The 14,258-nt window shown below is 74.0% G+C and carries 11 protein-coding genes and 1 pseudogene; 11 read left to right on the forward strand and 1 reads right to left on the reverse strand.

All coding sequences use genetic code 11. The features are described 5' to 3' along the window. The first annotated feature begins 91 nt into the window (after positions 1–91). The 11 genes and pseudogenes from ACZ5TL_RS05615 to ACZ5TL_RS05665 all read left to right on the forward strand — a co-directional run. Positions 92–1,234 carry a FecCD family ABC transporter permease gene (locus ACZ5TL_RS05615; protein ID WP_468588029.1) on the forward strand — a complete coding sequence of 381 codons (1,143 nt, stop codon included), beginning with the start codon at positions 92–94 and terminating at the stop codon, positions 1,232–1,234. Then, positions 1,231–2,238 (forward strand): FecCD family ABC transporter permease, encoded by a 1,008-nt coding sequence (locus tag ACZ5TL_RS05620; RefSeq protein WP_468587955.1) that lies wholly within the window; start codon positions 1,231–1,233, stop codon positions 2,236–2,238. The genes ACZ5TL_RS05615 and ACZ5TL_RS05620 overlap by 4 nt, the downstream gene beginning before the upstream one ends. A gap of 20 nt (positions 2,239–2,258) precedes the next feature. Then, positions 2,259–3,080, forward strand: a complete 822-nt coding sequence (locus tag ACZ5TL_RS05625) for an ABC transporter ATP-binding protein (RefSeq protein WP_468587957.1) — start codon at positions 2,259–2,261, stop codon at positions 3,078–3,080. Positions 3,081–3,136: 56 nt separating this feature from the next. Continuing rightward, positions 3,137–3,250: a streptamidine family RiPP gene (gene amiA, locus ACZ5TL_RS05630; RefSeq protein ID WP_241270818.1), complete on the forward strand. Its 114-nt coding sequence runs from the start codon at positions 3,137–3,139 to the stop codon at positions 3,248–3,250. Positions 3,251–3,342: 92 nt separating this feature from the next. Then, positions 3,343–4,197, forward strand: coding sequence for a hypothetical protein (locus ACZ5TL_RS05635; protein ID WP_468587959.1), 855 nt, complete (start codon positions 3,343–3,345; stop codon positions 4,195–4,197). Next, the gene (locus tag ACZ5TL_RS05640) at positions 4,194–5,675 is read left to right on the forward strand and encodes a CocE/NonD family hydrolase (RefSeq protein ID WP_468587961.1); all 1,482 of its coding nucleotides are present in this window, start codon (positions 4,194–4,196) and stop codon (positions 5,673–5,675) included. Before ACZ5TL_RS05635 ends, ACZ5TL_RS05640 begins: the two co-directional genes overlap by 4 nt. Continuing rightward, positions 5,672–7,051, forward strand: a complete 1,380-nt coding sequence (locus ACZ5TL_RS05645; RefSeq protein WP_468587963.1) for a YcaO-like family protein — start codon at positions 5,672–5,674, stop codon at positions 7,049–7,051. Before ACZ5TL_RS05640 ends, ACZ5TL_RS05645 begins: the two co-directional genes overlap by 4 nt. Positions 7,052–7,059: 8 nt before the next feature. Then, positions 7,060–8,214 carry a nitroreductase family protein gene (locus tag ACZ5TL_RS05650; RefSeq protein ID WP_468587965.1) on the forward strand — a complete coding sequence of 385 codons (1,155 nt, stop codon included), beginning with the start codon at positions 7,060–7,062 and terminating at the stop codon, positions 8,212–8,214. Further along, entirely contained in the window at positions 8,211–9,950 is a 1,740-nt protein-coding gene (locus ACZ5TL_RS05655) for an ABC transporter ATP-binding protein/permease (protein ID WP_468587967.1), read from the forward strand. The genes ACZ5TL_RS05650 and ACZ5TL_RS05655 overlap by 4 nt, the downstream gene beginning before the upstream one ends. Beyond that, positions 9,947–11,719 (forward strand): ABC transporter ATP-binding protein, encoded by a 1,773-nt coding sequence (locus ACZ5TL_RS05660; protein ID WP_468587969.1) that lies wholly within the window; start codon positions 9,947–9,949, stop codon positions 11,717–11,719. Before ACZ5TL_RS05655 ends, ACZ5TL_RS05660 begins: the two co-directional genes overlap by 4 nt. Positions 11,720–11,783: 64 nt before the next feature. Further along, positions 11,784–12,050, forward strand: a pseudogene (locus ACZ5TL_RS05665) (cation:proton antiporter); the annotation flags it as partial. A gap of 83 nt (positions 12,051–12,133) precedes the next feature. On the opposite strand, the gene ACZ5TL_RS05670 reads toward ACZ5TL_RS05665, so the two are convergent. Further along, positions 12,134–13,660: a potassium/proton antiporter gene (locus tag ACZ5TL_RS05670; RefSeq protein WP_468587971.1), complete on the reverse strand. Its 1,527-nt coding sequence runs from the start codon at positions 13,658–13,660 to the stop codon at positions 12,134–12,136. Positions 13,661–14,258 lie beyond the last annotated feature (598 nt).

Here is a 14,258-nt window from a genome sequence, read left to right on the forward strand (position 1 = left end):
GGTGCCCGCCGCGGCCGATCGCGCCGCGGCGGGCGGAGAGCGGCCGGTGCGCGGTGCGCGGAGGTGGCAACCGCTTCTGGTGGTCGTGCTGCTGGCCGTCTCCTCGGTCTGCGCGCTCAGTCTCGGCACCCCCTACGTCCCCCCGCACCGGCTGGTCGCCGCGGTGATGGACGGGGACACCACCCTCGCCGGGATCGTCGTGACCGAACTCCGCGTGCCCCGCCTGCTGCTGGCGTTGGTCGCCGGAGCCTGTCTGGGGGCGGCCGGGCTGGTGCTCCAGGAGGCGCTGCGCAATCCCCTGGCGGTGCCGGAGATGCTGGGCGTGTCGTCCGGGGCCGCGCTGGGGGTGGCCGCGCCGCTGGTGCTGACCCTCTCGCTGCCCGCCGCCGTCCAGCCGCTGCTGGCCATCGGCGGGGCCGCGCTCGGCGGCGGGCTCACGCTGCTGGTCGCCGGGATCGGCCGCAGTCCGTCCGCGGTGCTGCTGACCGGCGCCGCGGTGGCGGCCGCGCTGCAGGCCGCGCTGCTCGTCCTGATGGTCATGGCCGACCAGCTCGACCTCCAGCTGATCTACCGCTACCTGCTCGGCTCCCTCTCCGCCCGGACGTGGGACGACGTGACGGGCCTGTGGCCGTGGCTGCTCGTCGCGGTGCCCGCTCTGGTGCTGTGCGCACCGGTGCTGTCGGTGCTGCGGCTGGGTGACGAGGACGCGGAGGCGCTCGGTGTGCGAGCTCAGCGCGCCCGGCTGGCCGCGCTGGCCATCGCCGTGGTGCTGATCGCCCCGGTGACGGCCGTGTGCGGGCCCGTCGCGTGGGTGGGGTTCCTCGCCCCACACCTGGCCCGCTGGTTCGCCCCCGCGGCGGGGGCGGTGCGCTGGCTTCCGTGGTCCGCCGCCTGGGGTGCCGTCGTCGTGGTGGTCGCCGATGTCCCGGCCCGGCTGGCGCTGGCGCCCGTGGAGACACCGGCCGGCGCCTGGACGGCCCTGCTGGGGGTGCCGGCCGGGGTCGCGCTGATGCGGTCGGGTGGCCGCGGTAGGGGAGTCCGGCGGGGGCCGGCCGCTCCGGCCGCGGCGCGCGAACCGCTGCCCGGACCGCGGAAGACGGCTTCCGGTCCTGCGGACGAAGTCCTTCACGCCAGGGCATCGCATCACCTTCGCCGGGACGACCCCGGGTGCGGCGGGCCCGGCGATACCTCCTCGCCACCTCTCAGGACAACCAGTACGGAGGACGTACGGTGACCCGGCGTTTCACGGCGCTCGCGGCACTGGCCGTCGTCTGCGCCGGAGTGGAAGTGGTGGCCGGGCGCGGCATGTCCCCCGGTGTGGTCTGGGACGTCCTCAACGGGGGCGGTGACGCGACGGAACGCCACATCCTGTTCCAACTGCGCCTGCCGAGGTTGCTGGTGGCCCTCGGCGCGGGCGCCTGCCTGGCCGTGGCAGGGCTGGTCCTGCAGTCCGCCCTGCGTAATCCCCTGGCCGGGCCGGAGGTGACGGGCGTGACCCCGGGCGCGGTGCTCGGTGCCGTCACCGCGACTGCCCTGGGACTCGCCGGGTGGGATTCGCCCCTGGCCGTGGTCCTCGCCGCGTGCACGGGTGGATGCGCCGGAGCGGCGCTCCTGTGGCTGCTCGCCGGCCGCGGGCGCGGTGATCCCGCGCAGACCGCCGTGCACGGGGTGCTGGTATCGGCGGTGCTCGGCGGGCTCACCGCCATGGTGCTGCTGGTGGAGCCGGGTGAACTCGGCAGCGTGGTGCAGTGGCTGGTGGGCACCACGGAGGGCCGGGTGTGGGAGCACTGGCACCTGCTGTGGCCCTGGGCGCTCGTCTGGGGGGTCGCGGCCTGGCTGCTGGCCGGGCCGTTGACCCTGCTGCGCTGTGGTGACGACATCGCCCTGGCCGCCGGCTTGGCCGCCCGCCGGGCCCGGACCCTGGCCCTGCTGTGCGCGGTGGCCCTGACCGCGGGCGCGGTGGCAGCCGTCGGGGCGCTGGGCTTCATCGGGTTGCTCGTCCCGCATCTGGCCGTGGCCGTCTTCGGCGCGGACCTGCGCCGGAGCCTTCCCGGCGCCGCCTTGACGGGCGCGGTCGTGGTGTGCGGGGCGGACGCGGCCGCGCAGCTGTCCTCACGGCTGGTGGCGGCGGTGCTCGACTCGGGACGGCTCACGCTGCCGGTCGGGGCGCTCACCGCGTGCCTCGGCGCCGCGTTGCTGCTGGTCGTCGTGCGCCGCACGCCGAGCCGTACGTTCTGACGTCGAATTGAGGACAGAGCATGACCGAGTCCGTGGGGATCCACGTCGAGGGGGTCCACTTCGGCTACCCCGGACGACCCGTGCTGCGGGGCGTCGACCTGACCGTCCGGCCGGGCGAACTGACCGCCCTCATCGGCCTGAACGGCTGCGGCAAGTCGACCCTGCTGCGGCTGGCCGCCGGGCTGCTGCAACCGGATGAGGGGAGCGTTCGGCTCGGTGGGGACGACCTCGCCCGGCTCTCGAGGCGCGCCACGGCCCGGAGAGTGGCGCTGTTGCACCAGTCGGCTCCGGCCGTCCCGGGCATGACGGTGAGTCACCTCGTCCGTCAGGGGCGGTACGCGGCACGCGGCCCGCTGGGGATGCTGCGCGAGGGCGACGACCCCGTCGTGCACCGGGCGCTGCGCGACGTGGGGGTGGAGGAGTGGGCCGACCGCGACGTCGACGCGCTGTCCGGCGGCGAGCGGCAGCGAGTGCGGCTCGCGATGGCGCTCGCCCAGGACACACGCGTCCTGCTCCTCGACGAGCCGACCACCTACCTGGATCTGCACCACCAGCTCGACGTGCTGCAGACCGTGGTGCGCCTGCGCGAGGAACGCGGGCTCACCGTGGTGATGGTGCTGCACGACCTGGCCCACGCGGCCCGGTTCGCCGAACGCATCGTAGCCCTGCGCGACGGCCGTGTGGTGGCCGACGGAACACCGGAGGAGGTCGTGACACGGGGGTTGCTGGCGGACGTGCTGAAGGTGGCCGGCCGGGTCGGCCGGGACCCCGAGGGAGGCTGGCCGGTGTGTTACCCAGATCACCCCCTCCTCGCTCTAGAATATGAAAATCAGATTCATTAGATTGTGGTCGGGCGCTCACCCGAACGCCGTATCTCCCTGCTGATGAAGGAGAGTTCATGGACAACGAGCAGGTCTTCGCGCCGATCGCCGACCCGGGTCAGCTGGCTCACGACTCGGCCTCCCACTCCAACGCGCTCGTCGAGAACCCCTTCGAGGACACCGAGGAGTAAGCAAGGGCCTCACCGCCCTCGACCGTGGGCCCGCCCGATGCCTTCCGGGCGGGCCCACGCCCGTCCCAGGTCCCCCCGACAGGAGGAACGCCGTGTCCCGCAGCCGACTAGTCCCCGGTGCCGAGGTCGTCGCCGTGCCCGGGCGAGGGCTCGCCGTCCGTACCCCCGAAGGGGAGTTCTTCAGCGTCAGGACAGCGGACGCGGACGAGGACGCCCTGCTCTCCCTTCTCACGGGCGGGGCCGCAGCCCCGGTGGACGGGGGACTGGAGCGCGTGGTGCGGGCGTTCGAGGCGGCCGGCTATCTGGCGGATGGGCCGCGGCACTCGCCATGGTCCGCCGCTCGCCGTGACATCCGGATCCTCGGCGACCCGGTGCTGACCGAACCGCTCGCCGTGCAACTGGCCGCCCTGGGCGCGCGGCCGCGCACGACTTCGGCCGTGACCGCCTCCGACAGGTCACCGGTGGGTATCGAGGACCTGCTCGACGGAAACCCCTCCGCGGTCGTGTGGTGCCTGGACGGGCCCGTGCCGGACGGGTTGTGGGACGCCGCCGACCGTTTGCCCGAGCACGGCGTCGCGTGGCTGCGCTGCCACCGCGAGGGCTGGCAGGCGTATGTCGAGCCGGTGGCCGCCGCTCCTGGAGACGTCACCTCGGCGCACGTCCGGTCCCGTCGGCTCGCCGCCACGCCCGCTCACCGCGAACTGGCCGCGTACTGGAGCGGACCGCGTACCTCCGGTGCACCGGTCCGGCTCGCCGTGCCCGCCGCAACGCTGCTCACGGCACTGCTCGCGGACGATCTCAGCCGGTGGGCCGCCGACGCCCCCGCCGCGGCCGGCCTCCCGGCGCGGCGCCGCCTCCGACGGGTGGACCTGCGCACGCTGACCGTCATCGAGCACCCCGTCCTCCCGGTGCCCGTCGTCGCACCGATGCCGAAGAAGGACGGATGACGGCGTTCAGTACGGTTGTGGGGGAACTCGCCACGGACGTCCGACTCCCGGCCGGCGACGGCCCCTTTCCGGCCGTCCTGGTGCGCACCCCTTACGACCGGACCCGGTACAGGGCCGAGGCGCGCGGCTGGGCCCGCCGCGGGTTCGCCGCCGTCGTCCAGGACGTGCGGGGCCGGTTCGCGTCGCCGGGGGAGTGGCACCCGTACGCGGACGAGACCGCCGACGGAGCGGCGACCGTCCGCTGGATCCGGCGGCAGCCGTGGAGCGACGGACGGCTGGCGGCCGCTGGCGCCTCCTACGCCGCCCACTGCGCCCTCGTCCTCGCCCTCGACGTGCCCGAGGACGCCCGGCCCGACGCCGTCATCGCGGCCGTGCCCGCCCTCGGGCCCGCGGAGACCGCGCGCGAGGCGTCCGGAGTGGAGCGGCTGCTGTCCCGCGCCGGATGGTGGGCCGCCCACGGTGACCGGCGGGACTCCGACGAGAGCGCGCTGGACAAGGCCCTCTCCACTGACCCGGGAATGCTCACCCACCTGCCGCTGACCGCCCTCCCCGAGCGGCTGGGCCGCGGCCTGCCCTCCTGGGCGGGCCTGTGGCGACACCGCGACCGCGGCCGTCTGGTATCGCGGGCGGCGCACGCCGCCGTGCCCCTGCTCGCGGTGGGCGGCCACCATGACCACTTCACGGCGGACACCGTCGCGCTGTGGCATTCCTGGGGCGGACCCTCGGCCCGGATGCTGCTTGGCCCCTGGAGGCACGGTCTCGTCACCGCGCCCGGTCCCGACTCCGGCCCGGCCCACCGGCTGAACCTCGGCGAGCTGTACGTGCGCTGGGCCCGCCGCGCCCTGACCGGCGAACTCGCCCCCGGCCACCATGGCGCCCAGGGGCTGGGCGGCGGCGACCTGTGGCTGCCCGCCCGCACCGAGGGCGAACCGCGCACACCACGCACGCGACTGTTGCACGGCTCCGTCTTCACCGCCGACCCCGGCAGGCCGGTCCGTTCCGACGACCTGACCGTCCCCACCGACGGCCCGCCCGACCGCTGCCTGCTGCTCACGCCGCCGCTGCCGCGTCCGCTCGACGTGGTCGGCCCCGTGAGCGTGCACCTGCGGGCCACGGCCCACAGCCCGTCCGCCGACTGGGCCGCCCGGCTCGTCGCGCTCACGCCGGAAGGGAACGCCGAGCGGCTCGCCGTCGGCGTCGTCCGGCATGCCGAACCGGCCGGTAGTGAGGCCGAGTTCACCGTCGGCCTCGGCCGGGTCGCGCGTCGGTTGCGGGCCGGCACCCGGCTGCGCCTGGAGATCGCCGGGCACCATTTCCCGGCCCACGCCCGCAACCCCCACACCGGGGAAGACCCCGTGACGGCCGGCCGGCTGCACGCCTCCCGACGGGAGGTCGATGCGGACAGCGTGGTGCTGAGACTGCCCGTGCTCCCGTCCCGCCCCAGCCCCGTCGACCCCGCCGAGGAGATCCTGAGATGACGACGCTGCCGCTGGAAGCACTCGTCGACCCCGTCTGCGGCATCGTCCGCAAGGTCAAGCCCGTCGAACACCCCACGGGCGCCCCACCCCGCTACACCGCGCTCACGGCCGAGATATCCGACGCCCGCAGACACGGGTTGTGGCCCGCCGACCGCGTCTCCCTCGGCACCACCTTCGGCGACCCCGAGCAAGCGCGCGTCGCCGCGATTGCCGAGGGGATAGAGCGGTACTGCGGCAACCGCGTGCCGCCCCCCGGCCACCCCGACGCCCCCGTGCGCGCCACCGCCGCCGAACTGACCGAGAAGGGCCTGCGGCTCTACGGCCCCGGCGACCTGCCCACGTACGCCGACTGGCAGTACGCCCGCGAGAAGTTCCCCTACCGACCCCTCACCTCCCAGACCCCGGCCCTGTGGACGCGCGGAACCGAGCAGCTGCCCGGCGGACGGACGGCGGAGGTCTGGGCGCCCGTCGCGCTCACCCACCTCAACTGGCGCCAGGGCCAGTTGCGTGAGCTGCCCCGCACCCATCACCTCAACTACGCGGGCATCGCCACCGGACAGGGCCTCGACGACGCCGTCGAACGCGGTCTGCTGGAGATCGTCGAACGCGACGCACTGGAGCTGTGGTGGCATCTGGACGGCCCGACCCGGGGCATCGACCCGGTGAGCGTGCCCGGCCTCGCCGACGACATCGCCGGCTCCGCGCTCGACGTCCACATCGTGGAGATGCGCTCGGAGTTCGCCCCCTGCATGGCCGCGCTCGTGCACGACCCGCGCCTCGGCCTGTACGCCGCCGGGTTCGCCTGTAAGTACGACCCGGCCGAGGCCGCCCGCAAGGCCGTCCTGGAAGCCGTCCACACCTGGGTCTTCACCCAGGGCCTGACCGACTCCGACGGCTGGGTGTTCCAGGCCGTCGAGGCCGGGCTGCTGGCGCGCGGGCTGTACCTGGAGCACCGGGCCGACGGCCGCTATCTCGATGTGTGCGGCGAGCAGTTCGAGTACGTGCGGGACCTGGGTGCGCACGTGCAGGTGTGGCTGGACGAACGAATGTCGGCCGAGGCCCGGCGCTTCACCGCGCCCGCGCTCGGGACCGTGTCCGTCGACGCGGTCGAGCCCGGCAGCCGGGAGCGGCTGGAGAGCACGCTGCGCGCAGGCGGTCACCGTGTCATGACCTTCGACCTCACCACCGAGGACGTGGCCGAGACATCGCTGCGCGTCGCCCGGGTCCTCGTCTCCGGACTCCTGCCCAACGCCCCCGCCGCCTTCGGCTACTTCGGCTGCCCGCGCCTCGCCGAGGCCGCCGTCGCGCGCGGATGGCGCACGACCGCGCCGAGCGCGCCGGAGGACTTCACGCTGGCGCCTCCGCCGCACATGTGAGGGCCGCCGTGGAAGACCTCCGCGAGGGCCGCCCTGTGGAACTCGTCGCCGCCCTCGCCCGCGCCCGCTCCCCGGAGCGTCCCGGCCCCGACACGCCCGCCGGAACAGCCGTCCGGCCTTGGCCGGGGCCGCCGATTCCGATTCCGGAGGCAGGCCCGGCGGACCTCGATCTGCAGACCCTGCTGCGTCTGTCCCTGGCGGCCTCGGACGCCTCCGGACGCCTCAGGCCCGCGCCCTCCGCGGGTGCGCTGCACCCGGTGGACGCCGAACTGGTCGTGGGCGCCGGCTGCTCCCTGCCGCCCGGCCGCTACGGCTACGACCCGCTGCGCCACCGCGTCCACCGCGTTGGTCTGCCTTCCGACGACACGCCGCCAGGCGTGACGGCCGAACTCTCCGTCACCGCACGGCGCACGGCCTCCCACTACGGCCACCGAGCCTGGCCCCTTCTGTTGCTGGACACCGGGCACGCCGCCGCGGCGCTGTTCCTGGCGGCCCGCGCACTGGGCGCGGGCGAGCCCGAGGCACGACTGGACGGACTCACCGAGAATCCTTTGGTCGTCGTGCGCATCCCGCCGCCCGACGGGCGGAGCCCGATGCACCCGGCAGACAGCCCCCACGCCCCGGAACCGTCCGGGGGTACGCCCACCCCGGCCGAACTACTGGCCCGCCGCAGTACCCCACCGCCGTTGCCGGGCACCCCCTCCCACGACGCACTGCGGGCAGTCCTGGCCACCGCCGAACGGGCCGGCAACGGCGACCTGTTGCGCTGGTGCGCCGCGGTCGGCCCGCCCCGACCCGGCCTCATGGAACTGGCACCCGACGGCACGACCCTGCGGCGGTGCGCGGCAGGGGAGGCCCGTCAGACGCTCGCCGCCTGGGCCGCGGGCCAGGCGTGGATCGCGGACGCGGGCGCCGTCCTGCTCGCCCACGGCTGCCCCACGGACGCCGACGCCGCGCACATCCGCCGCGCCCATCTGCGGGCCGGCTTCGCCGTCCACCTGGCCCAGGTCACCGCCCGACGCCACGGGCTGGCGGCCCGGCCCGTCGGCTCCTGGCAGCAGGCGGACCTCGGCGCCGCCCTCGGAGCCGCGCCGGACCGGGACTGGGTCGTCCACGCTCTGGCCCTCGGCACCCGTCACGCCGACGAGGAGAACACCACGTGATCGTCCACCCCGAGCTGCGCCGCGCCGCCCGGCGCGCCCGGCGCCCCCTGCTCACGGCCACCCTCCTGCAGGGTGCCGTCACCCTCACCCACCTGGCGCAGGCCGCACTGCTGGCACTCGCCCTCGCCGGCCTGGCCCGCGGAGACACCGGCCGGCTCCCGTGGCTGCTGGCCGCCGTGCTCGCCGTCGTCGCCGCCCGCGCCGGTCTCACCCTGTGGCAGCGACGCACCGCCACTCGTGCCGGAGCCCGGGTCAGGGTCGCCCTGCGGGACGAACTCCTGGCCCACCTGGGCCGGCTGGGGCCCGCTCACCTGACCACCGCACGCGCCGGAGCCGTCCGCACCACCCTCGTCGACGGGGTGGAGGGCGTCGACGCCTACGTCTCCCGCTACCTGCCACAGCTCCTGATCACCTTCACCGTGCCGCCCCTCGTCCTGGCCGCCCTGGCCGTGGTCGAACCGTGGGCCCTGCTCGGCCTCGTCCCCGCCCTGCTCCTCGCCCTGGCCGGGCCGCGCGCCTGGGACCGGCTCCTCGCCGCCCGCGGCAAGGAGCACTGGGACACCTACGAAGGACTGGGCGCCGACTACCTGGAGGCGCTCCAGGGCATGCCCGCCCTGCGCGCCGCCGGCGCGGTCGGGCGCACCCGCGCACGCCTGGAGGAGCGGTCCGCGGCGCTGCACCGGGCGACCGTCGCGAAACTGCGGGTGTCCCTGGTCGACACCGGCATCACCGACCTCGCCATCCAGGGCGGCACCGCCGCCGCCGCGCTCCTGGCGTGCTGGTCGGCCGTCACCGGATCCACCACGGCGACCGGCACGTATCTGGTGCTGCTGCTGGCCTCCGAAGCCTTCCGCCCCGTCCGCGATCTCGCCCGCGAGTGGCACGCCGGATACCTCGGAGTCTCGGCCGCCGACGGGCTCGCGGCCCTGCGCACGACCGAGCCGGCGGTCTCCGACGCTGGAACGGCCCCCGCGCCCCGGCAAGCGCCGCCCGAACTGCGCTTCCAGCACGTGCGGTTCGCCTACGACGGCGCGCCGTCCCCGGCCCTGGACGGCGTCTCGTTCACCGCGCAGCCGGGCCGGACGACCGCGATCGTCGGCCCGTCCGGCGCGGGCAAATCCACACTGCTGGCCCTGCTCCTGCGCCACCACGACCCGCAGGAGGGCCGGATCACCCTCGACGGGCGCCCCACGATCGAGTACGCGCTCGACTCGCTGCGGCAGGGCATCGCCGTCGTCTCGCAGGAGACGTACCTCTTCCACGCCACCATCGCCGACAACCTGCGCCTGGCCCGGCCGGACGCGACGGACGACGACCTGACCCGGGCGGCGCGCGTCGCCGGTGTCCATGACGAGATCGCCGCCCTCCCCGACGGTTACGGCACCGTCCTCGGCGAGCGCGGCGCCACCCTTTCCGGCGGCCAGCGTCAGAGGCTCGCCCTCGCGCGTGCCCTGCTGGCCGACGCCCCGGTCCTCGTCCTCGACGAGGCCACGAGCGCCGTCGACGAACGCCGGGAGGCGGACATCGTCCGGGAGCTGATGAACGCCGCGAGCGGCCGGACCGTCCTGGTGGTGGCCCACCGGCTGGCCGCCGTCCGGCACGCCGACCGCATCGTCGTCCTCGACCAAGGACGAGTGGACGCCGTGGGTGACCACCCCGGCCTGGTCGAGGCCGGCGGCGTCTACGCGCGGCTCGTCGAGGCCGGCCACGCCCACCGAGGAGAACGCGCCGCATGAGCACCGCCACCACCGCCGCCGCCACTGACACCGCCACCACCGCCGCGGACGTACCGGCGCGAGGCGCACTGCGCGCCCTCCTCCCCGCCCTCGCCGCACACCGCGCCATGACAGCTCGCACCTGTGTCGCCGCGCTCCTCGAGCAGGGCTCCCTCGTCGCACTGCTCACCCTGGCCGCGCACACCGTGGGCACCGCCGTCATCGAAGGGCACGCCCCCTCGGCGGGCACCGTCACCGCGCTCGTCGCCCTGGTCCTGGTACGCGCCCTGATGACTTGGCGGGAGATGGATCTCTCGCACGACCTGGCCTACCGGGTGCTGGCCGTACTGCGGGTGCGCGTCTTCGACGGACTCGCCCGCAGCGCGCCCGCCCGGGTCGCGGGACGGCGCAGCGGCGACCTCGCCGCCACGGCCATGGCCGACGTGGAGGCCCTGGAGTTCTTCTACGCCCACACCACCGCCCAACTGCTGGCGGCAGGAACGGTCTTCACCGGCGGTTCCATGGTCCTTGCCACGGTGGAGCCGTGGCTGCTGACGGCCGTGCTGCCGGTCGCGGCCCTGCTCGCCGCGGCGCCCTTCGCGGACGCCCGCGCGCGCACGGCACGCGGCGGCCGCACCCGGACGGCCGTGGCCGGGCTGTCGGCAGACACGGTGGAGGCCGTCGACGGGCTGCGCGAACTGCTCGCCTTCGGCGCTCTGACCGAGCACCGCCGCAAGCTCGCGGAGCGGGGGCGGCAGGTGGGTGACGCCCAACGCGCCGAGGCCACCTGGGAGGCCGTAGCCGCCGCGGTCCGCGACCTCCTCATCGTGGCCGCGGTCCTCGGCGTGGTCGCCGCGGCGGCGCAGTCGGTGACCTCCGGACGGCTGCACGGCGCCTGGGCTCCGGCTGCGATGGCCCTGGCCCTTTCCGTCCTAGGCCCGGTCGCGGAGTCGGCCCGCGCTCTCAGCCAGGCCGTGGCCCTGCGCGCCGCTGCCTCCCGCATCGATGCTGCCGTCAAGGCCCCCGCTCTCGCACCTCCGCCCACCGAACCCCGCCCTCTGCCGCCCGGACCGCTGGGCGTCCGGCTGCACCGGCTGAGGTTCGACTACGGAGGACGGCCCGTGCTGGACGGCGTCGATCTGACCGTCCCTCCGGGCCGGACACTCGCTCTCGTCGGCGCCTCCGGTGCCGGCAAGTCCACCTGCGCCCACCTGCTGGCCCGCTTCTGGGACCCGTCCGACGGTGCGGTCCAGTTGCTGCCCGCCGACGGTGACCCCGTGGACGTGCGGGAGGTGAGCGACGATGACCTGCGGCGTGCGGTGGTGCTGGTGGGACAGGACACGCCCCTCTTCCACGGCTCCCTCGCCGAGAACCTGCGGCTCGCCGCACCCGAGGCGGACGACCAGGCGCTGGCCGAAGCGGCCCGGTTGTGCGGCGTCGACCGGATAGCCCCGATGGACACCCTCGTCGGCGAGCGCGGCGCCACGCTCTCCGGCGGTCAGCGGGCCCGCATCGCCATGGCCCGCGCGCTGCTGGTCCGGCCGAGAGTCCTCGTCCTCGACGAGTCCACCGCCCACCTGGACAACGCCGGCGACGCCCAACTCGCCACCGCGCTGCAGGAGGAGGGCCGCACCACGATCGTCATCGCCCACCGCCCAGCCACCATCCGCCGTGCCGACCGCATCGCCGTCCTTGACGAAGGCCGCATCGCGGAAGCGGGATCCTGGGAGGAACTCACGAGCCGCCCCGGCAGCGCGCTCAACCGCATCCTCACCACCACCCCCTCCTGAGCACGGGACTTTGCCCCGGGACCCGGGCCGGTGAGGCTTAGCGGTCCTTTCACTATGAGCGTCCCGGGAACGCTGGGTCGTGGCGGCGTACGGCGTCCGGGGATCGGATCGTTGTACTACCTTGCCTACGCCTTGGGCCAACAGTTTTGCTCTCCCGGAGCGGGAGCGGTGGGCAGTGGTGACCTTCACCGTGCTGGCCTCAGTAGTACTGCACGGGGTTACCGCAGGCCCGGTAATCGCCCGCCTGGACCGGCACCGAGACACCCGGTCCATGGAGCAGTCGCGACCTGTGCTGCAACCGCGGCAGCGTCCTTGTGAAGAAGGACGCTGACCTTGCTGAATGACGCCTACTGTGTGCGAGGGACGTCAGCCACTTCGGCCGCGCTCGTGCTCACCGTCTGACCCAGGTCGGCTTCATCCATGGCGACCTGTCTGAACGGGCTCGATATCACCCTTCTCGCCGAACCAGCGGGCGAGTTTGCCGCGCCGACCCACCGCCCGCAGTCGTCGTTCAGCCTCCTCACGGGTGTCCGGGGTAGTGATCAGAAGAAGCTCGTCGCCGCTGAGCAGCGGCGTGTCGTGCTGGGGGACGAGGGTGGCGCCGTCGCGGACGATCAGGGTGAGCACTGTCGGGGGAGGCAGCCGCAGCTCGAAGACGGCCACGCCGTTCAGGCGCGAACCCGAGGGCACGGTCAGTGTCAGCAGGTCCGCGTCCAGGACGTCCAGCGGCGCGGTCTCCACCTGCACGTCCCGCAGCGCATCCGGACGCGTCAGGCCCAGAGCTCTGGCCGCGGCGGGCAAGGTGGGGCCTTGGATCAGGGTGAACAGGACCACCAGCACAAAGACGATGTTCAGAAGGTCATCGGCGTCCGTTACACCAGCGACGATGGGGAAGGTGGCCAGCACGATCGGGACGGCGCCGCGCAGTCCCGCCCAGGAGACGAACACCTGCTCACGCCATGAGATGCCCCGGAAAAGCAGCAGGCAGGCGACGACCGAGGAGGGGCGGGCGGCCAGCAGCAGTACCAGTCCGACAACGAGAGCCGGCGCCACCGCCCCGGGCAGCTCCCTGGGTGTGACCAGCAGTCCCAGCATGACGAAGAGGCCGATCTGGGCGAGCCAGCCGGCGCCCTCGGCGAAGGAGCGGGTGGCGGCGCGGTGCGGCAGCTTGGAATTGCCCAGCACCAGCCCGGACAGATACGCGGCGATGATGCCACTGGCGTTGGCCGCACCCGCCGCCGCGAAGGCGATGATGCCGAAGGCCAGCGTGGCCAGGGGATACAGGCCGGTCGCAGGCAGGGCGATGTGCCGCAGCGCGGCGGCGCCCAGACGCCCGATGGTCAAGCCGAGCAGTACGCCCACCACCAGTTGGTACGCGACGTTGCCCGCAACATGCGCCGGGCCGGGCAGGTCGGCGGCAGCGGTGGAGAACACCAGCACCAAGATGATGGTCGGCGCGTCGTTGAAGCCGGACTCAGCCTCCAGCAGGCCGGTGACCTTCTGCGGTAGCGGCAGCGATCGCAATACGGCGAAGACTGCCGCGGCGTCGGTGGACGACACGATCGCCCCCAGCAGCAAGGCCAGGTGCCAGTCCATGCCCAGCAACCAGTGCGCGCCGGCCGCAGTGACCGCAACCGAGATGCCGACACCAGCCGTGGCCAGGACCCCGGCGGGGGCCAGCAGCCGCCTGACATCGCTCCACTGGCTGGTCAGGCCGCCCTCGACCAGAATGACCGCCAGCGCCGCAGTACCCACCGCCTGTGCCAGCTGCGCGTTGTCGAACTCCAAGCCGAGGACGTCCTCTCCGATGACCATGCCGACCACCAGGAACAGCAGCAGGCTCGGCAGGCCGGCACGGTGGGCGGCGCGGGCCGCGGCGATGCTGGCGAGCAGAATGGCGCCGCCGATGAGCAATGCCATGTACAGCTCGGGGAGCGTCATCGGACCGCCTTCGAAACGGGCGTCGGCCAGCGGCTCTTCACGTCACCGAAGCCGAGGGCCGGGGAGTTTGGACTTGGACTCGGGCGGCAGAGGGAACGAGTTCGCGGCGATACCGGCCACGACAGGCCAGACGACGAGAGGCCATGCGAAAGCGCGATGCCCCGAGGGCCGCAGCAGCCAGGTCCAGCATGAACCAGGCCGACCAACGCCGGCCCCCGACTCGGACGGGCGGGGCGTTCGTCAGACAACGCACGGGTGAGCCGTGGGCCTCGCGCCGCAGCTGCTGAGCATTGCCCCGCATCGCCTCCTCAATGAGTCGGGCCATGGCGCCTCCTCCGACAGGGCTCGGACGATGCCTGTATCTACCGGTCCACGGGAACTGCTGCGCAGGCCACCTGGTTCTTCCTCATCAGGCAACCAGCCGATGCCATCATGCATACCAAGGTCGGTCCACCAGGACGCGCTGACGTGCCGGTTCCCATCGACAGCGGGCTGTTGGATCCGTGAGGGGCCCCGAAGATCCCGGACAGGGACCCAATAGGGTTGTCCTGTAATGAATCGAGGGAAGAAGCAAGTGGCACGTCCAAGTCCGTACTCG

This window comes from Streptomyces sp. NPDC033136, from assembly GCF_055578235.1.